The organism is Xanthomonas euroxanthea, from assembly GCF_903989455.1.
Classification (GTDB): domain Bacteria; phylum Pseudomonadota; class Gammaproteobacteria; order Xanthomonadales; family Xanthomonadaceae; genus Xanthomonas; species Xanthomonas euroxanthea.
The window spans coordinates 1448291-1464448 of sequence record NZ_LR861803.1; the positions used below are offsets into that span (position 1 = coordinate 1448291).

Sequence of the window (16158 nt, forward strand, 5' to 3'; positions counted from 1 at the left end):
CGCGGCCAGCGCAGGCACATCCTGGTCCGACGGCGGTTGACTGTGGCTGCAAGCGCTTTGCGACGACCGCTGCCGAGCTACTTCACTAACGCGGCGGACGAGAGGCCGCTGCGCGTTAGCTGCCGAGGCTCGCTGGCGCGCCGACGTCAAAGTTCCTTCTTGAATACCAGCAGCGCTGCGCTCAGCGGCGTTTGCATGAGGACGTTGACTAGCTCCCAGCCGAGGCTGCCCTGCTTGACTAGTTCGGCCTGGATGTCCTCGCGCTTGATCGTGCCGATAAACGACGGTTTCAACTCAATGGTCAGATAGTTCCAACGTTTGCTCATGCTTGTGGTTCCTTGTCATCGCGCGGCTTTGGCAGGCGCCCGGCCTTGCGCAGGGCATCGCGCAGCAGGTATTCGATCTGCGCGTTGAGGCTGCGCAGTTCATCGTCGGCCCAGCGCTGCGCGGCGGCCAGTACATCGGCGTTGATGCGCAGCGGATAGGCCTTCTTCTCGCTCATTCGCGCTCCCCGCGGCCGCTGTGGCGGCGCAGGTGCATGACCATCGAGACGATCAACACGTTCACGCCGACCAGCATGCCGATCACCACCGCGTAGATGCCGGCGCGGTTGTCGCCGGCCCAGTACAGGCAGGCGGCACCGACCAGGATGACCAGGCTGATCAAGGCCCAGCGCAGCCCCAGGCCGCGCGCACGCTCGTCGTCGTCCGCACCGATGGAGGCGGCGATTGCCAGTGCAGGCAAGCCGGACAGCGCGACGACCAACGGCACCATGACATTCATTGCATCACCTCAATACAGCGAGCCGGCGTTGACCACCGGTTGGGTCCCGCGATCAGAACACAGCACAGTGAGCAGGTTGCTGACCATGTGCGCCTTGCGCTCTTCGTCCAGCTGCACCACGCCGTTTTTCTGCAGCTCGGACAAGGCCATTTCCACCATGCCCACTGCACCGGCGACGATGCGCGTGCGTGCGGCGATCACCGCATTGGCTTGCTGACGCTGCAACATGGCCTGGGCGATTTCCGGCGCGTAGGCGAGGTGGCTGATGCGCGCCTCGATCACGTCCACGCCGGCCTGGGTCAGGCGTTCGTCCAGATGGCGCTTGAGCTGCTCGCTGATCTCGGCCGGATGGCTGCGCAGCGAGATCTGATCGTCTTCGTGCTGGTCGTAGGGGTAGCTGGTGGCCATCGCGCGCAGCGCCGCTTCGGACTGGATATGCACGAAGCTCTCATAGTCGTCGACGTTGTAGACCGCCTCGGAGGCATCCAGCACCTGCCACACGATCACCGCGGCGATCTCGATCGGGCTGCCGTCCAGTTCGTTGACCTTGAGCCGGCCGCTTTCGAAGTTGCGTACGCGCTGGCTGACCCGGCGCTTGGCGTAGAAGGGGCTGTTCCAGCGCAGGCCCGCATCCTTGACCGTGCCGACGTACTTGCCGAACAGGCTCAACACCGCCGCCTGGTTCGGTTCCAGGGTGTACAGGCCGGCCAGGAAGAAGATGCCAGCCGCCCCGACCACGCCGGTGGTGATCAGTGCTGCAGGCTTGGCGTCGCCGGTGAGCAGCATCCAGACAGCGGCGGCGAATGCCGCAGCCGCGACGAGAACGACGGGGATGCCCGGCAGTGAGCTGATCGGCTTCTCTTTCATGAGGGCGGTGTCCTTTGGGAAGTGAAAAAAAGATATCAAAGTGATATCAGTCGATGCAAGGCCTTCGGTCGTCGGTCGTGATGGCGGCCCGTTAGAATGGCGGCCCCCCATCCGATCTGGACCGCGCTCATGACTACTCTCGGCACGCCGTTGTCGCCTTCCGCCACCCGCGTGTTGTTGCTGGGCTCGGGTGAGCTGGGCAAGGAAGTGGCGATCGAATTGCAGCGCTTCGGGGTGGAAGTGATCGCCGCCGATCGCTACGCCAACGCGCCGGCGATGCAGGTTGCGCACCGCTCGCACGTGCTGGACATGCTCGATCCGCAGGCGCTGCGCGCGCTGATCGCCCAGGAGCAACCGCACCTGATCGTGCCGGAGATCGAGGCGATCCATACCGAAACGCTGGTCGCGCTGGAACGCGAGCAGGGCCAGCGGGTCATCCCGACCGCGCGCGCCGCACGGCTGACCATGGACCGCGAAGGCATCCGTCGCCTGGCAGCCGAGACGCTGGGCCTGCCGACCTCGCCGTATCGCTTTGTCGACACGGCCGCCGAGTACCGCGAGGCGATCGCCGCGGTCGGCCTGCCGTGCGTGGTCAAGCCGGTGATGTCGTCCTCGGGCAAGGGCCAGAGCACCGTGCGTAGCGAAGCGGACATCGATGCGGCCTGGGAGTACGCGCAGACCGGCGGGCGCGCCGGTGCCGGCCGCTGCATCGTCGAGGGCTTCATCGACTTCGATTACGAGATCACCCTGCTGACCGTGCGGCATGCTGGCGGCACGTCGTTCTGCGACCCGATCGGGCATTGGCAGAAGGATGGCGACTACCGCGAAAGCTGGCAGCCGCAGCCGATGTCAGCGGCCGCCCTGCAACGCGCGCAGCAGATCGCGCAAGCCATCACCGACGACCTGGGCGGCCTGGGCCTGTTCGGCGTGGAGTTGTTCGTCAAGGGCGACGAGGTCTGGTTCAGCGAAGTCTCGCCGCGCCCGCACGACACCGGCCTGGTCACGCTGGTGTCGCAGGACCTGAGCGAGTTCGCACTGCATGCCCGTGCGATTCTCGGCCTGCCGGTCGGTGCGCAGGACGGTGGCGTGATCCGTCAGAGCGGCCCGTCGGCCTCGTGCGCGCTGCTTGCCCATGGCCATGGCGTCCCGGTGTTCGACGATGTCGCGCAGGCCCTGCGCGACCCGGACGCCGCGTTGCGTCTATTCGGCAAACCGCGCGTGGACGGCCACCGCCGCGTCGGCGTCACCCTGGCACGCGCGGACAGCATCGACGCCGCGCGCGCGAAGGCGCGTACGGCCGCCGAGGCATTACAGGTTCAACTGGACGCCTGAGTGCGGTGATCTGCATGGCGCGATTGCGGCGACAAGCTGCATTCGCGTCACGCCACAAGCAACAGCCCAACGCTTCGAATCCCCAATCCCCAATCCCCAATCCCCAATCACGGCTCCCCAGCCACATCCACCCACACCGCATGATGATCGCTGCCGTCGGCAATGGCCGCTTCGGGCGCGGTGCTGGCGGGCCAGAAGATGCCGCTGCCGATCAAGCTGAACTGGCGCGAAGGCAGCACGTAGTCCAGGCGCATCGTGCCCGCCTGCGGCCCGAAGTCGCCGGTGACCTGGTGCGCATCGCCCTTGTGCGCGATGCCTTGCGCGGCGTACTCGGCGGTTTTTTCCGGGCCGCCTGCACTGTGCGGCGCGGGGTACTGCAGCACCCGCGGGTGCGTGACCAACGCGCGGATCGCATCGTGCCGGCCGGCGCCATCGACCGGGTCGTTATTGAGGTCGCCGAGAATGACGAAGCGCGCATCGGCGGGCAGCCCGCCGCAGCGGCCCTGGTCGTCGCACAGCCAGCCGGCGTCCTTGGGATTGTCCAGGTACTCGCGCCATAGCCGCAGTTCGTCATGGTTGCGTGCGACGTTGCGCTTTTCGGCGCCATCGAACACCGGCGGGGTGGGGTGCGAGACCAGCGCATGCACCACACCGAGCGGCGTGCGCACCGGCACGTCCCAATGCGATTTGGACGACAGCCGCAGCTGCGCCCAGATCGCATCGCGATAGAACGATCGTTTGCTGGATGGGTCGGTTGGCCGCAGCGCGCCCGGCAGTGCGCTCCATTTCAACAACTGGAAACTGCGCACCGCCTGCGCATCGATCGGGTAGCGCGACAGCACCAGCATGCCGTACTGGCCGGGGTGCAGTCCGTAGCCCCAGGCATCGTTGCCGCGGGTGCGGCCGTCGCCACCGATGCTGCCGTTGTTGTCCAGATCCAGGCCGCTCGGCACGCCGGTGTTGACCGGGGCCAGATAGCGGTACGGATAGCGCAGCGCCTCGCCGCCTCCCGCCTGGGCAACCTGCAGATAGCGCTGCTGGAACAGGTCGGCGGCGCGGTGCTCGGGGTCGAAATCGAACTCGTTGAGCAGCACCAGATCCGGGCGTACCCGCTGCAGCACTGCGGCGATCTTGCGCGCATGTGCGCTGTCGCCTTGCAGCTCGCGCACCAGGCCGCCGGCCTGGTCGGAATACAGCGAGGTGTTGTAGGTGGCGATGCGCAGCCGGGCCGGCGCGGAGGCGGCAGTTGCCTTGGCGCCTGTATCCGGAGAGGTCGCCTGATGTGCGCAGGCGGCGCAGAGCGCAGTCAGCGCAAGCAGGAAAAGAGGTTTGATCATCGCGACATTCTCGCATGTGCAAGACGACAGGCCGATGTCGTCCCGGCGTGGTTCAACCTTCCGGTGCAGTGGCAGGAAGCCCGCGCCATTGGCGGCCGTCGTAGGCCTCCAGCGCGCTGAAGCGGCGCTTGTAGTTCATCTTGGCATGGCCGTCGATCCAGTAGCCCAGATACACATGCGCGCGGCGCTCGCGTTGCGCCCACTGGATCTGCTGCAGGATCGCGAATGTGCCCAGGCTGCGCGCAGTGGCATCCGGTGCGTAGAACGTATACACCGCCGACAACGCATGCTCGGTGACATCGGTGACCGCAACGGCGAGCAGTCGCCCCGGCGCGTGCGCCACTGCGGGTTCGCGAATTTCCAGGAAGCGTCCATGCGACCAGCCGCCGATCAGGAACTGGTCGAATTCGGTGGCGCCATGTTCGTCCATGCCGCCGCCGGGATGGCGGTGCTGGAGGTACTGCCGATACAACGCGAGTTGTTCGTCGGTGCGTTCGGCGGCGACCACGCGCACCACCAGGTCCGTGTTGCGCGCCAGGCAACGGCGCTGGCTGCGATCGGGGCGGAACGCATCCACCGCGATGCGCACCGGCACGCAGGCGCGGCAATGTTCGCAATGCGGCCGGTAGACCAGATCGCCGGAGCGACGGAATCCCCATGCCAGGGCCTGCGGATAGATCGCGCCCAGCCGCGGATCGTGCGGATCCAGCACCAGGTCGCGTGCGCGGCGGTCGGGCCAGTAGCCACAGGCATGCTCGCCCGTCTGGAACAGGCGCAGGTCGTCATGGGTGTCGGCGTGGATGGCCATGGCGTCAGGATAGCGCCTGCGCGTCGCAACAGCGGCGACTGTCCGCCGGATGAATACGCCTGGTCGCCGCGTCAACGCGCGCGCCGATGGCTCGTTGATGTGGGTGTTGGTGGCAGCGCACGGTGGATCCGGATGCGCCACCCACGCGATGCGGCCCATGCAGGTGCCGCGTGTGGTTCCCACATCCCAGGAGTTTCCCATGACGTCTCGCAAACCGTTTCTCGCACTGGCCGTGCTGGCTGCCCTGTCCACCGGCGCGGTGTTCGCCGCCCCGCCTGCCGCCGGCGATGCGCCGCGTCCTGCCAGGCTGGACAAGAATGGCGATGGCGTGATCGACCGCAGCGAAGCCGCTGCCGACCCCAAGCTGGCCGCACAGTTCGACACCCTGGACACCAACAAGGACGGCAAGCTGTCGCGCGACGAGCGCCCGCATCACCGCGGCCCGGGGCGTAGTGGACGTGGTGAATGGATGAGCAAGCTCGATACCAACAAGGACGGCCGCATCAGCCGCGAAGAAGCCAAGGCCGAGCCCAAGTTCGCTGCGCGTTTCGATGAGATGGACGTCAACAAGGACGGCTTTGTCGATCGCGCCGACCGTGAACTGCGCATGCAGCAGCATCGCGACGCGTGGTTTGCCAAGGCCGACACCGACAAGGACGGCAAGCTGAGCAAGGCCGAGTTCGATGCCGCATCCAAGCAGCGTGGCGAGCATGGCCCGCGTGGTCCGGGCGAGCATGGCGAGCACGGCAAGCGTCCGATGCCGGCCAAGCCTGCTGCGGGCAACTGAGTTCCTCCCGTCGCGGCAGCGTTATCCGGTCGCAGTGCTGCGACCGGGGGCAGGCCCCGCGTCATCTGTAGCATGTAAACAGCACTACGCAACAAGGCGCCGATCGACCGACGGCCTCCTGCGCAAGCAGGGGGCCGTTTTTTGTCGATTGGACATGTTCGCCGTTGCTGCCTGCGGCGGTGACGTCACGCCGGGATCAGAGCATCCCCAGCTTCATGTAGTGCCGCAGGATGGGCAGCATGACTGCCGCCGTGCTCACCAGCGTCGCACCCGGGCTGAACATGCAGCGATACAGCAGCGGTGCCTGCGTGCTGCCGCGTCGTTGCGCATCGCGTTCCAGCATCGGGCGCATGACGCGGGGCAGCACTCGGATGGATTGATAGTTGAGCACTGCCATGCCTGCGCAGAGCATCAGCAACGACGCCCACGCGCCCGCATCCAGATGTTTCAACAGCAGCGTGCTGCCCACCACCAGCACCGATGTCAGCGTGGTGGCGTGCAGGAAACGACGAATCGCGGCGGCCTCGGCGGCGGTCTGCGCAAAGCGCAGCAGATACCAGCACGACCAGTACGTGCCGACTCCAGCAACCAGCACGGCGCCAGCGGCGAACAGCGCCGGCATGCCGAGCCAGAGGCTCAGCGCACCCGCGGCGCCGCCCCCACCCAGTGCCGAGCCGGTCAGCCCGCTCACGCCTAACTTGCCCGCGCCACCCATGCCCGTCAGCACGATGGCCGCGCTCGCCGTCCCGGGCGCAGCCAGCAGGGTTGCCGAGGTCACCGCAGTGGCAAAGGCCACGCTGGGCGCGCTGCCACGCGCGAATTCGCCGAACCGGCGCAACAGCTCGCCGCGCACGCTGGCCCGCGCCCGCGACAGGCGCTTGCGCACGGCCGCGTCGCTGAGGCCGAGCAGTGCGGCGACCTGCCGTGAACTCTGGCCTTCGCGGTAGTACAGCAGCAGCGTCTCGCGGCTTTCCTCGGGCAATGCCGAAATGATGTCGAGCGCGGCGATTTCTTCTTCCACCTGCAGCAGATGGTCGGCGGGCGAGGGGGCCGGGTCGGCGGCCATGGCGATCGCAAGCTCGGCCGCCTCGCCGCTGAGGGCACGATGCCGGTTGGCGCGCAGCCAGTCGCGCGCCAGGTTGCGGGTGATCTGCCGCAGCCAGGGCAGGAAGCTGGCCGGCTGATGCAATTGTGCAAGTCGCTGCCAGGCGCGCAGGAAGGCTTCCTGTGCGATGTCTTCGCTGGCAGCGATATCGCGGGTGATCGCCAGCGCGATGGCGGTCACCGTGTTCTGGCAGGCGCGCACGATGCGGCCATACGCCTGCTGGCAGCCGGCGGCAGCGACCGGCAATTCGTGTTGCAGCATCAGCTCCAGCGTGTCGGTGTGCATCGGCGTGATCCATGTCCTGGTCCCAGCATGACGCATGCGAGCGCCGGATGTGACCGGAGGGATGGTGGTGGCGCGCCGACCGCAGCGGCTGGTGGCCGCGTTGCACCCTGGCTGGCCGCGCTCAGCGCGCCGGCTGGATCCGCACGCGCACTTCTTCGTCCTCTGCGGCTGGCGGCGCCGTGGTGCCGGCAGGCGCCTGCCGCGCTGCCGGCTGTGCCGCCGGCCCGACTGCGTCGGGCGCATTGCGATGGCGCAGCACCACGAACATGGCCACCGCGCCGATCACCAGCAGCAGTACCAGCCGGATGCGCCAGGCCCAGCTGCGCGCGTTGGTGCTGGAGCCGTTTTCGCCGTCGCGGAAGGTGTATTCCACATTCGGCAGATCGCGGCGGGTGGTGTCGAGCAGGCGTGCGTCGCGCAGCAGGTCGCGTGCGCGCGGCTGGTCGTCGGCGTGCACGATCCACACCGTGGGGTAGGCCTGCGCGTTGCCCTGTTCGAGGTAGCTGAACTGGCCGCTGCGTTTGCTCTCGTAGGAGCGGCCGTTGCTCATGCGCACGTCGATGCCGGCGTTGCGCAGGAGATCGGCCACGCCTTCGGCGGTTTCGATACGTTGACTGCTGAAGATCTTGCGCATGCTTAAGGGGTGCCGGCGATTGCCGAACAGAGCGCATGGCGAGGGCGCGTGTCCGAGCTGAAGAAGAGGAAAGCCAGGGGCATCGATCCGCGCGGCAAGGTGGACGCGGCAACCGGCATGCCGATGCACGGCCAACGCAGTGGAGACATCAACATGGCACGTCGTTTGCCGGCACGGCGATCGTACTGCCGTCGGGCACCACGCGGATCAGGCCTTCCTGCGTGGTGCTGGCGACCAGCACGCCATCGCGGGTAAAGAACTGCCCGCGCGCCAGGCCACGCGAACCCTGCGCGGTGGGGCTGTCGAGCGAATACAGCAGCCAGTCGTCGGTGCGGAACGGGCGGTGGAACCACAGCGCGTGATCGAGCGAGGCCATCTGCACGTTCGGCGTGTAGTAGCTGATGCCGTGCGGAAACGTGGAGGTGCCCAGCAGCTGAAAATCCGAGGCATATGCCAGCAAGGCCTGGTGCAGGCCCACGTCGTCGCCGACCGGGTCGCTCAGGCGCAGCCACATCTGCTGGAACGGCGGGCGCTTGGGCGGCCTGAGTTCGTCGCGCGGGAAGACATGGCGAAACTCGAACGGGCCGCCACGCGACAGCCAGCGCTGCACCTTGGCAGGCAGTTTCTCCAGCACCTCCGCTGCCAATGGCGGAGTGGGTTCGATGTCTTCGGGCGGCGGCACCACCGGCATCACCGACTGATGCTCGGCGCCGTCCTCGCGCTGCTGGAACGAGGCCGCGCAGAAGAAGATCACCTTGCCGTGCTGGATCGCGGTGACCCGGCGCACCGAAAAACTGCCGCCATCGCGGGTGCGATCGACGTCGTAGACGATCGGGTGGTCGATATTGCCGGCGCGCAAAAAATAGGCATGCAGGGAGTGCGCCTGGCGGCCGTTGTCCACGGTGGCCTGCGCGGCCGCCAGCGCCTGGCCCAGCACCTGCCCGCCGAACACGTACTTGGTGCCGATATCGCGGCTCTGGCCGCGGAACAGGTTGTCTTCCAGGCGCTCCAGCGACAGCAGGCTGATCAGTTCGGAGACGACGGGTTCAGCAGTGGCGGACAAGGGGCTGGCCTGGGCGTGCGACGGACCGCGATTATAGCGGGCCACCCGTGCGCGCCGTGCCGGGAGCCGGCTCAGGCCTTCTGCAGCCGCGCGACCAAGCCGTGCAAGGCAGCCTGTGCATCGGGCGCGTACCAGCCGTCGACAAAGCGCTCCAGCTGGATCAGCTCCGGTGCCAGCGCCGCGCGCAGATCGGCGCGCGCAATCGCGCGCGTGGTCAGCATCGGCTGGCGTGGCAGCTGCTGCAGCTCCTGCAGCCAGGCCACCGCGCGGGCGGTGACCAGGTCGCCATCGACCAGTTCGTCGACCAGGCCGATCGTGACCGCCTGTTCGGCAGGCAGCAACTGGCCGGAGATCAGCAGGCGCTCGGCGCGGTGCGCACCGACCACACGGCGCAACAGGCGCTGGATGCCTTCCGGTGCGGCCAGGCCCACCTGCACCTCGTTCAAGCCGATCGCATAGGGCCTGGCGGTATCGGCGCTGCGCGCCATCACCCGGTAGTCGCAGCACAGCGCCAGCACGCAGCCGCCGGCCGGCGCATGCCCGCCGATGGCCGCCACCACCGGCACGCGGCTGTTGGCCAGCGCCTGTGCGGCCTCGAAGAAGGCCGTCCAGCTGGCCAGCAACGCGGCACGGTCGGTGCCGTGCGCCAGCAGGTGCGGCACGTCCATGCCACCGGAAAAGATCCGCTCGCTGCCCGACAACACGATGCCGTCGGTCTCCTCGCCGGCCTGCTGCACCGCAACGCTCAGCGCCTGGCACAACGCGCTGTCCAGTGCATTGACCGGCGGGCGCGCCAGACGGATTTCGCGAAGACGGCCATGGTCTAAGATCTGGATGCTCATTCGGGGCTCCTGGAGGTTGGGTCATGATAGACGGCAGTCGAAGCAGGCGGCGCATGCAGGGACGCCTGCTGCTGGGTGCGTTGGTGATGCTGGCAAGTGCAGGCGCTGGCGCGCAGTGCCTGCCCGAGTTCAAGGATGGCTGGATCCGCATTCCGCCGCCTGGTGGCATGGGCATGGCAGCGGGATTCGGGCAGTTCCACAACGGCTGTGCGCAGCCGTCGAAGGTCACTGCGGCCAGGAGCAGTGCGTTTGCCGATGTGTCCATCCACGAGACCACGCAGACCAACGGTGTCAGCCGCATGCGCGCGGTGCCGGAGCTGGCGTTGCCGGCCGGCAGGTCGGTGCCGCTTGCGCCGGGCGGCCTGCATCTGATGCTGATGGAAGCGCGTGCGCCGCTGCAGGAAGGCGCGCAGGTGCCGGTGACCTTCACCCTGCAGGATGGCCGCCAGATCAAGACCACGCTGCAGGCGCGCAAGCGCGCGCCGGGGGCGTAACCGCGCGCAGGCGTGGCTGAGCGAGGCTGTAGCCTCGCAGGCTGCAGTCCTTGCAGAGCCCACTGCGCGATGTAGCCGATCAAACGCGATGCGTGGTGGCGAGCAGGCTGTCACTTCATTGTGTCGGTCCGTTCCCGATCACGCGGCCTGTCGGTGATATCGCGCAGCGGCATGACAGGATCGCTGCAAACAAAAACGGCGGCTCCCGGGAGAGCCGCCGTCGTCTTATGGCGCTGGAGATCCAGCGCACAACTGGCAAATCTCAGCTGCTGGCAGCGCGTACCGCGTCCGGCAGCGATGCGCTCTTGCCGGTCTGCGTATCGATCCACACCACCACCACGTTGCCATCGGAATACAGCACGCTCGCGTCCTTCTGGTCGAGGATGCGGTGGCCGATGGTGATGCTGCTGCTGCCCAGGCGTTCGACGAACAGTTCCACCAGGATGTCGTTCGGCCATACCAGCGGGCGCTTGTAGTTGACGTTGGTGGCGGCGACCACCGGCGCGATACGGTCGGTCATCGCCACGCCTTGCACGCCCAGCATCCAGCGCACGCGCGCTTCTTCCAGATACGAAATGTACTTGGCGTTGTTGACATGGCCCATGCTATCCATGTCGCGCCAGCGCACGCTGATCGGGATGCGTGCCAACACCTTGTGCTCTTCGCTCATCAGCTTGCCTTCTTCTTCGCGGTTTTCTTGGTGGCGGACTTGGCGACTTTCGCCACCTTCTCCGGTTTGACCTTGCGTGGCGGACGCGCGTCGGGCTTGTTGGCCATCGCCGCCGGCCGGGTCTCGCGCGCCTTCACCGACGGCAGCATCTTGGCCAGGAACTGTCCGGTGTAGGACGCCTTGTGCGCAGCCACATCTTCCGGCGTGCCGGAGACCAGGATGCTGCCGCCACGATGGCCGCCTTCCGGGCCCAGGTCCACGATCCAGTCGGCGGTCTTGATCACGTCCAGGTTGTGTTCGATCACCACCACCGTGTTGCCCTCGTCGCGCAGCTTGTGCAGCACGCCGAGCAGCGCTTCGATGTCGTGGAAGTGCAGGCCGGTGGTCGGCTCGTCGAGGATGTACAGGGTGCGTCCGGTATCGCGACGCGACAGCTCCTTGGACAACTTGACGCGTTGCGCCTCACCGCCGGACAGCGTGGTCGCGCTCTGGCCCAGCTTGATGTAGCTCAGGCCCACATCCACCAGCGTTTCCAGCTTGCGCGCGATCGACGGCACCGGCTCGAACAGCCGCAGCGCGTCCTCGACGGTCATCTGCAGCACGTCGCTGATGTTGAAACCCTTGTAGCGGATCTCCAGCGTCTCGCGGTTGTAGCGCTTGCCGTGGCAGACATCGCAGGGCACGTAGACGTCGGGCAGGAAGTGCATCTCCACCTTGATCAGGCCATCGCCCTGGCAGGCCTCGCAGCGTCCGCCGCGCACGTTGAAGCTGAAACGGCCCGGCGAATACCCGCGCGCGCGCGCTTCCGGCACCTGCGCGAACAACTCGCGCAACGGCGTGAACATGCCGGTATAGGTGGCCGGATTGGAGCGCGGGGTGCGCCCGATCGGCGACTGGTCGATATCCACGACCTTGTCGAACAGATCCAGGTTCTCGACCTCGCGATGCGCGGCCACCGGATGCGAGGCACCGTTGATCTCGTTGGCGGCCAGCGAAAACAGGGTGTCGTTGATCAGCGTGGACTTGCCCGAGCCGGACACGCCGGTGATGCAGGTCAGCAGGCCGGCCGGAATGTCCAGATCGACATTCTTCAGGTTGTTGCCGGTGGCCCCACGCAGGTGCAGCATCATCTTCGGGTTGGGCTTGTGGCGCTGCTTGGGAATCTCGATGCGGCGCTTGCCGGACAGGTACTGGCCGGTCAGCGAGCCGGGCGCATCCAGGATGTCCTGCAGCGTGCCCTGCGCGCAGATTTCGCCGCCGTGCACGCCGGCGCCGGGGCCGATATCCAGCACGTAGTCGGCCAGGCGGATCGCATCTTCGTCATGCTCGACGACGATGACGGTGTTGCCCAGGTCGCGCAGCCGCGTCAGCGTGCCGAGCAGGCGTTCGTTGTCGCGCTGATGCAGGCCGATCGACGGCTCGTCCAGCACGTACATCACCCCGACCAGGCCGGCACCGATCTGGCTGGCCAGCCGGATGCGCTGCGCCTCGCCGCCGGACAGGGTGTCGGCCTTGCGCTCCAGCGTCAGGTAGTCCAGGCCGACATCGACCAGGAAGCCCAGCCGCTCGCCGATCTCCTTGACGATCTTGCTGGCGATCTCGCCGCGCCAGCCCGGCAGCGACAAACCACGGAAAAAGCTCAGTGCCTCGTTGACCGGCAGCACCACCAGTTCGGGCAGCGGCCGGTCGGCGACGAACACGTTGCGCGCGGCACGATTCAGTCGCGTGCCGTTGCAGGCCGGGCAGGGCTGCTGGCTGACGTACTTGCTCAGCTCCTCGCGCACGGCCGGCGATTCGGTTTCGCGGTAACGGCGTTCCAGGTTCGGCAGGATGCCTTCGAACCGGTGCTTGCGCGTCGTGCGACCGCCCGCATCGGTGAAGTAGGTGAAGCTGATCACCTCATCGCCGCTGCCGAACAGCACCGCCTGGCGCACCTTGGCCGGCAGCGAATTCCACACCGCATCCACGTCGAACTTGTAGTGCTTGGCCAGCGAGGCGATCAGCTGGAAGTAATAGGCGTTGCGCCGATCCCAGCCACGCACCGCGCCGGCCGACAGCGACAGCTCCGGATGCACCACGACGCGATCCGGGTCGAAGAACTCGGCCACGCCCAGGCCGTCGCAGCTCGGGCAGGCGCCCACCGGTGCGTTGAACGAAAACAGCCGCGGCTCCAGCTCCGGCAGCGAGTAATCGCAGACCGGGCAGCTGTACTTGGACGAGAACAGGTGCGGCGCGGCGGCCGGGTCGTCCAGCGACTGCACCGCGACCATGCCTTCGCCGAGCTTGAGCGCGGTCTCGAAGCTTTCCGCCAGCCGTTGCTTGATGTCCTCGCGCGGCCGGAAGCGGTCGATCACCGCCTCGATGGTGTGCTTCTGGCGCAGCGCCAATGGCGGCACCGCGTCGATCTCGTACAACTCGCCATCCACGCGCACGCGCACGAAGCCCTGCGCGCGCAGTTGCTCGAAGACCTGCGCATGTTCGCCCTTGCGCTCGCGGATCACCGGCGCCAGCAGCATGTAACGCTGCTCCTGGTCCTGCGTGAGCATGTGGTCGACCATCTGGCTGACGGTCTGCGCCTCCAGCGGGAAACCATGATCGGGGCAACGCGGCTGGCCGACACGCGCGTACAGCAGGCGCAGGTAGTCGTAGATCTCGGTGATGGTGCCGACCGTGGAACGGGGGTTGTGCGAGGTCGATTTCTGTTCGATCGAGATCGCCGGGGACAGGCCTTCGATGTGGTCCAGGTCCGGCTTTTCCATCACGCTGAGGAACTGGCGCGCATACGCCGACAGCGACTCGACGTAGCGGCGCTGACCCTCCGCATAGATGGTGTCGAACGCCAGCGACGACTTGCCCGAGCCGGACAGGCCGGTGATCACGATCAGCTTGTCGCGAGGCAGGTCGAGGTCGATGTTCTTGAGGTTGTGCGTCCGCGCGCCGCGGATGCGGATGAAATCCATCGCCATGGGGGATCCGATGTCGGGCCGGCGAACCGGCAGTGGTGCGAGCGTGCTCAGCAGGAATGAGTGGCAGTCGATCAGCCTACCCGCCGACCTAGGTGAGGGCAATTGCCCCAAATGCCAGTCTGACCGGGCCGCTGTGGCGGCCGGATGATGCGTTGCACGGGTGGATCGGGCATGGCTGCGGCCCGGCGCCCGGCAGGTTGACCCCAAACCCCGTCAGCCCGTACAATCCCGCTCCTGTCTGCCCTAGGGCACGTCAGTGCGACCATAATAACTACAGAGGAAAACCTGGTCATGTACGCAGTTCTGGTAACCGGCGGTAAGCAATACCGCGTCGCGCAGGGCGAAACGCTCCGCGTGGAAAAGCTCGAAGTCGAAGCTGGCAACGAGATCAAGTTCGACACCGTCCTGATGCTGGGCGATAGCGATGGCATCAAGCTGGGCGATGCGCTGAAGGGCGCCTCGGTCACCGCCAAGGTCGTGGCCCATGGCCGCGCCGACAAGGTGCGCATCATCAAGTTCCGTCGCCGCAAGCACCACATGAAGCGTCAGGGACACCGTCAGTACTATACCGAAATCGAGATCACCGGCATTGCCGGTGGCGATAAGAAGTAAGGAGAACCAGTCATGGCACATAAAAAAGGCGTAGGTTCCTCGCGCAACGGTCGCGATTCCAACCCGAAGTACCTGGGTGTGAAGATCTTCGGTGGCCAGGCCATCGATGCCGGCAACATCATCGTGCGTCAGCGCGGCACCCAGTTCCATCCGGGCGCCGGCGTCGGCCTCGGCCGTGACCACACGCTGTTCGCGCTGGTCGACGGCAAGGTGGAGTTCTCCACCAAGGGCCCGAAGAAGCGTCGTACCGTCAGCGTGGTTGCCGAGGCGTAATCGCCCGCTCCATGCAGGCCAGTCCGCCAGGCATCGCTGCCCGGTGGACGAGACGGAAAGCCCCGCTTTTGCGGGGTTTTTCGTTTGACGGCCGGGAGTGGGGAATAGGGAATCGGGAATCGGAAAAGCCGGCTCCAGGTTTCTTCTCGCTCTTTGCTGTCTTGCTGGTGAGTGCGCTCGCCGGCAGGGGGTAGGCTGGTTTCTTTGGCCGATTCCCTATTCCCCATTCCCAATTCCCGGTTGCAAGCTCATGAAGTTAGTCGACGAAGCAGAAATCCTGGTCAGTGCCGGCAATGGCGGCAATGGCTGTGTCGGCTTTCGCCGCGAGAAGTTCATCCCGCTCGGCGGGCCCGACGGCGGTGATGGCGGCAACGGCGGCAGCGTGTGGATCGTGGCCGACGAGAACGTCAATACGCTGGTCGACTTCCGGCATGAGCGCACCTTCAAGGCGCAGCGCGGCGAGAACGGCATGGGTCGCCAGGCCTACGGCAAGGGTGGCGAAGACCGCATCATCGTGGTGCCGGTCGGCACCGTGGTGATGAACGTGCAGACCGACGAAGTCATCGGCGACCTGACCCAGCATGGCGATCGCCTGCTGGTGGCCAAGGGCGGCAAGGGCGGCCTGGGCAACATGCATTTCAAAAGCTCGGTCAACCGTGCGCCGCGCCAGTCCACCACCGGTGAAGAGGGCGAGGAGCGCTTGCTCAAGCTGGAGCTGAAGCTGCTGGCCGACGTCGGCCTGCTGGGCTTTCCCAACGCGGGCAAGAGCACGCTGATCCGCGCGGTGTCCTCGGCGACCCCGAAGGTGGCCGACTATCCGTTCACCACCCTGTATCCGAATCTGGGCGTGGTCAGTGTCGAGGCTTATCGCAGCTTCGTCATCGCCGACGTGCCGGGCCTGATCGAGGGCGCGGCCGACGGTGCCGGGCTGGGCACGCAGTTCCTGCGCCATCTGCAGCGCACCCGCCTGCTGCTGCATCTGGTGGACATTTCGCCGATGGATGGTGGCGTGGAGGCGTCGCCGGTGGACCAGGTGCGCACCATCGAGCGCGAACTGGAACGTCACGATCCCGAATTGCTGAAGAAGCCGCGCTGGCTGGTGCTCAACAAGGCCGACCTGATGTTCGAGGACGAGGCGCGGGCTGCGGCCGAGACGATCGTGGCCGAACTGGGCTGGACCGCGCCGTGGTATCTGGTCTCGGCGCTGGGCCGCGATGGCACCTTCCCGATCATGAAGGACGTCATGGCGTTCTTCGACCGTCAGCGCGAGGACGAGCTCGAGGCACGCAATGCCGGCTGA

The 16158-nt window shown here is 66.7% G+C and carries 18 protein-coding genes; 6 read left to right on the forward strand and 12 right to left on the reverse strand.

All coding sequences use genetic code 11. From position 1 onward, the window contains the following. Positions 1 to 146: 146 nt before the first annotated feature. Genes H7A86_RS06245 through H7A86_RS06260 form a run of 4 tightly spaced genes read right to left on the reverse strand, consistent with a single transcriptional unit; the run spans position 147 to position 1650 of the window. A complete protein-coding gene (locus H7A86_RS06245) occupies positions 147 to 326 on the reverse strand; it encodes a DUF4177 domain-containing protein (RefSeq protein WP_104582426.1) in 180 nt (59 codons plus the stop codon). After that, positions 323 to 502, reverse strand: coding sequence for a type II toxin-antitoxin system antitoxin (locus tag H7A86_RS06250; RefSeq protein ID WP_104582427.1), 180 nt, complete (start codon positions 500 to 502; stop codon positions 323 to 325). The genes H7A86_RS06245 and H7A86_RS06250 overlap by 4 nt, the downstream gene beginning before the upstream one ends. After that, the gene (locus H7A86_RS06255) at positions 499 to 783 is read right to left on the reverse strand and encodes a hypothetical protein (protein ID WP_115676364.1); all 285 of its coding nucleotides are present in this window, start codon (positions 781 to 783) and stop codon (positions 499 to 501) included. The genes H7A86_RS06250 and H7A86_RS06255 overlap by 4 nt, the downstream gene beginning before the upstream one ends. Before the next feature lie 9 nt (positions 784 to 792). Further along, entirely contained in the window at positions 793 to 1650 is an 858-nt protein-coding gene (locus tag H7A86_RS06260) for an SPFH domain-containing protein (RefSeq protein ID WP_104582429.1), read from the reverse strand. A 129-nt stretch (positions 1651 to 1779) separates the two neighbouring features. Between H7A86_RS06260 and purT the strand changes: the two genes are divergently transcribed. Beyond that, positions 1780 to 2982 (forward strand): formate-dependent phosphoribosylglycinamide formyltransferase, encoded by a 1203-nt coding sequence (gene purT, locus H7A86_RS06265; protein WP_119132580.1) that lies wholly within the window; start codon positions 1780 to 1782, stop codon positions 2980 to 2982. A 107-nt stretch (positions 2983 to 3089) separates the two neighbouring features. Here purT and H7A86_RS06270 read toward each other — a convergent pair whose 3' ends face one another. Both H7A86_RS06270 and H7A86_RS06275 read right to left on the reverse strand, forming a co-directional pair. Continuing rightward, complete coding sequence (locus tag H7A86_RS06270) at positions 3090 to 4319, reverse strand: endonuclease/exonuclease/phosphatase family protein (RefSeq protein ID WP_232099266.1); 1230 nt, start codon at positions 4317 to 4319, stop codon at positions 3090 to 3092. Positions 4320 to 4371: 52 nt separating this feature from the next. Continuing rightward, the gene (locus H7A86_RS06275) at positions 4372 to 5286 is read right to left on the reverse strand and encodes an arginyltransferase (RefSeq protein ID WP_164740859.1); all 915 of its coding nucleotides are present in this window, start codon (positions 5284 to 5286) and stop codon (positions 4372 to 4374) included. On the opposite strand from H7A86_RS06275, the gene H7A86_RS06280 reads away from it, so the two are divergent. Next, on the forward strand, positions 5177 to 5914 hold the full coding sequence (locus H7A86_RS06280; RefSeq protein WP_425509739.1) for an EF-hand domain-containing protein: 738 nt from the start codon (positions 5177 to 5179) through the stop codon (positions 5912 to 5914). The genes H7A86_RS06275 and H7A86_RS06280 overlap by 110 nt on opposite strands. Positions 5915 to 6110: 196 nt before the next feature. Here H7A86_RS06280 and H7A86_RS06285 read toward each other — a convergent pair whose 3' ends face one another. From H7A86_RS06285 to H7A86_RS06300, 4 genes are all read right to left on the reverse strand, one after another. Beyond that, positions 6111 to 7304 carry an RNA polymerase sigma factor gene (locus H7A86_RS06285; protein ID WP_119132563.1) on the reverse strand — a complete coding sequence of 398 codons (1194 nt, stop codon included), beginning with the start codon at positions 7302 to 7304 and terminating at the stop codon, positions 6111 to 6113. A 121-nt stretch (positions 7305 to 7425) separates the two neighbouring features. Beyond that, positions 7426 to 7938 carry a putative signal transducing protein gene (locus H7A86_RS06290; protein WP_104650275.1) on the reverse strand — a complete coding sequence of 171 codons (513 nt, stop codon included), beginning with the start codon at positions 7936 to 7938 and terminating at the stop codon, positions 7426 to 7428. Positions 7939 to 8086: 148 nt separating this feature from the next. Further along, positions 8087 to 9001: an acyl-CoA thioesterase II gene (gene tesB / locus H7A86_RS06295; protein WP_104582435.1), complete on the reverse strand. Its 915-nt coding sequence runs from the start codon at positions 8999 to 9001 to the stop codon at positions 8087 to 8089. Between the two features lie 71 nt (positions 9002 to 9072). Next, entirely contained in the window at positions 9073 to 9843 is a 771-nt protein-coding gene (locus H7A86_RS06300) for an enoyl-CoA hydratase/isomerase family protein (RefSeq protein WP_104582436.1), read from the reverse strand. 65 nt (positions 9844 to 9908) lie between these two features. Here H7A86_RS06300 and H7A86_RS06305 point away from each other — a divergent pair, with 65 nt between their 5' ends. Further along, the gene (locus tag H7A86_RS06305; RefSeq protein ID WP_119132581.1) at positions 9909 to 10337 is read left to right on the forward strand and encodes a copper chaperone PCu(A)C; all 429 of its coding nucleotides are present in this window, start codon (positions 9909 to 9911) and stop codon (positions 10335 to 10337) included. A gap of 262 nt (positions 10338 to 10599) precedes the next feature. On the opposite strand, the gene H7A86_RS06310 is transcribed toward H7A86_RS06305, so the two are convergent. Both H7A86_RS06310 and uvrA read right to left on the reverse strand, forming a co-directional pair. Next, a complete protein-coding gene (locus tag H7A86_RS06310; RefSeq protein WP_104582437.1) occupies positions 10600 to 11007 on the reverse strand; it encodes an acyl-CoA thioesterase in 408 nt (135 codons plus the stop codon). Continuing rightward, positions 11007 to 13973 carry an excinuclease ABC subunit UvrA gene (gene uvrA / locus H7A86_RS06315; RefSeq protein ID WP_104650273.1) on the reverse strand — a complete coding sequence of 989 codons (2967 nt, stop codon included), beginning with the start codon at positions 13971 to 13973 and terminating at the stop codon, positions 11007 to 11009. Before uvrA ends, H7A86_RS06310 begins: the two co-directional genes overlap by 1 nt. A 291-nt stretch (positions 13974 to 14264) precedes the next feature. On the opposite strand from uvrA, the gene rplU reads away from it, so the two are divergent. From rplU to obgE, 3 genes are all read left to right on the forward strand, one after another. Then, entirely contained in the window at positions 14265 to 14585 is a 321-nt protein-coding gene (rplU, locus tag H7A86_RS06320) for a 50S ribosomal protein L21 (RefSeq protein ID WP_016901712.1), read from the forward strand. 12 nt (positions 14586 to 14597) lie between these two features. Then, a complete protein-coding gene (gene rpmA / locus H7A86_RS06325) occupies positions 14598 to 14858 on the forward strand; it encodes a 50S ribosomal protein L27 (protein WP_003484326.1) in 261 nt (86 codons plus the stop codon). A 250-nt stretch (positions 14859 to 15108) separates the two neighbouring features. Then, complete coding sequence (gene obgE / locus H7A86_RS06330; protein ID WP_104582439.1) at positions 15109 to 16158, forward strand: GTPase ObgE; 1050 nt, start codon at positions 15109 to 15111, stop codon at positions 16156 to 16158.

Bases quoted from the DNA above. Each gene is read 5' to 3' on its own strand.
- H7A86_RS06245 (WP_104582426.1), bottom strand. From the start codon at position 326: ATGAGCAAACGTTGGAACTATCTGACCATTGAGTTGAAACCGTCGTTT.
- H7A86_RS06250 (WP_104582427.1), bottom strand. From the start codon at position 502: ATGAGCGAGAAGAAGGCCTATCCGCTGCGCATCAACGCCGATGTACTG.
- H7A86_RS06255 (WP_115676364.1), bottom strand. From the start codon at position 783: ATGAATGTCATGGTGCCGTTGGTCGTCGCGCTGTCCGGCTTGCCTGCA.
- H7A86_RS06260 (WP_104582429.1), bottom strand. From the start codon at position 1,650: ATGAAAGAGAAGCCGATCAGCTCACTGCCGGGCATCCCCGTCGTTCTC.
- purT (WP_119132580.1), top strand. From the start codon at position 1,780: ATGACTACTCTCGGCACGCCGTTGTCGCCTTCCGCCACCCGCGTGTTG.
- H7A86_RS06270 (WP_232099266.1), bottom strand. From the start codon at position 4,319: ATGATCAAACCTCTTTTCCTGCTTGCGCTGACTGCGCTCTGCGCCGCC.
- H7A86_RS06280 (WP_425509739.1), top strand. From the start codon at position 5,177: ATGAATACGCCTGGTCGCCGCGTCAACGCGCGCGCCGATGGCTCGTTG.
- H7A86_RS06275 (WP_164740859.1), bottom strand. From the start codon at position 5,286: ATGGGCCGCATCGCGTGGGTGGCGCATCCGGATCCACCGTGCGCTGCC.
- H7A86_RS06285 (WP_119132563.1), bottom strand. From the start codon at position 7,304: ATGCACACCGACACGCTGGAGCTGATGCTGCAACACGAATTGCCGGTC.
- H7A86_RS06290 (WP_104650275.1), bottom strand. From the start codon at position 7,938: ATGCGCAAGATCTTCAGCAGTCAACGTATCGAAACCGCCGAAGGCGTG.
- H7A86_RS06300 (WP_104582436.1), bottom strand. From the start codon at position 9,843: ATGAGCATCCAGATCTTAGACCATGGCCGTCTTCGCGAAATCCGTCTG.
- H7A86_RS06310 (WP_104582437.1), bottom strand. From the start codon at position 11,007: ATGAGCGAAGAGCACAAGGTGTTGGCACGCATCCCGATCAGCGTGCGC.
- uvrA (WP_104650273.1), bottom strand. From the start codon at position 13,973: ATGGCGATGGATTTCATCCGCATCCGCGGCGCGCGGACGCACAACCTC.
- rplU (WP_016901712.1), top strand. From the start codon at position 14,265: ATGTACGCAGTTCTGGTAACCGGCGGTAAGCAATACCGCGTCGCGCAG.
- rpmA (WP_003484326.1), top strand. From the start codon at position 14,598: ATGGCACATAAAAAAGGCGTAGGTTCCTCGCGCAACGGTCGCGATTCC.
- obgE (WP_104582439.1), top strand. From the start codon at position 15,109: ATGAAGTTAGTCGACGAAGCAGAAATCCTGGTCAGTGCCGGCAATGGC.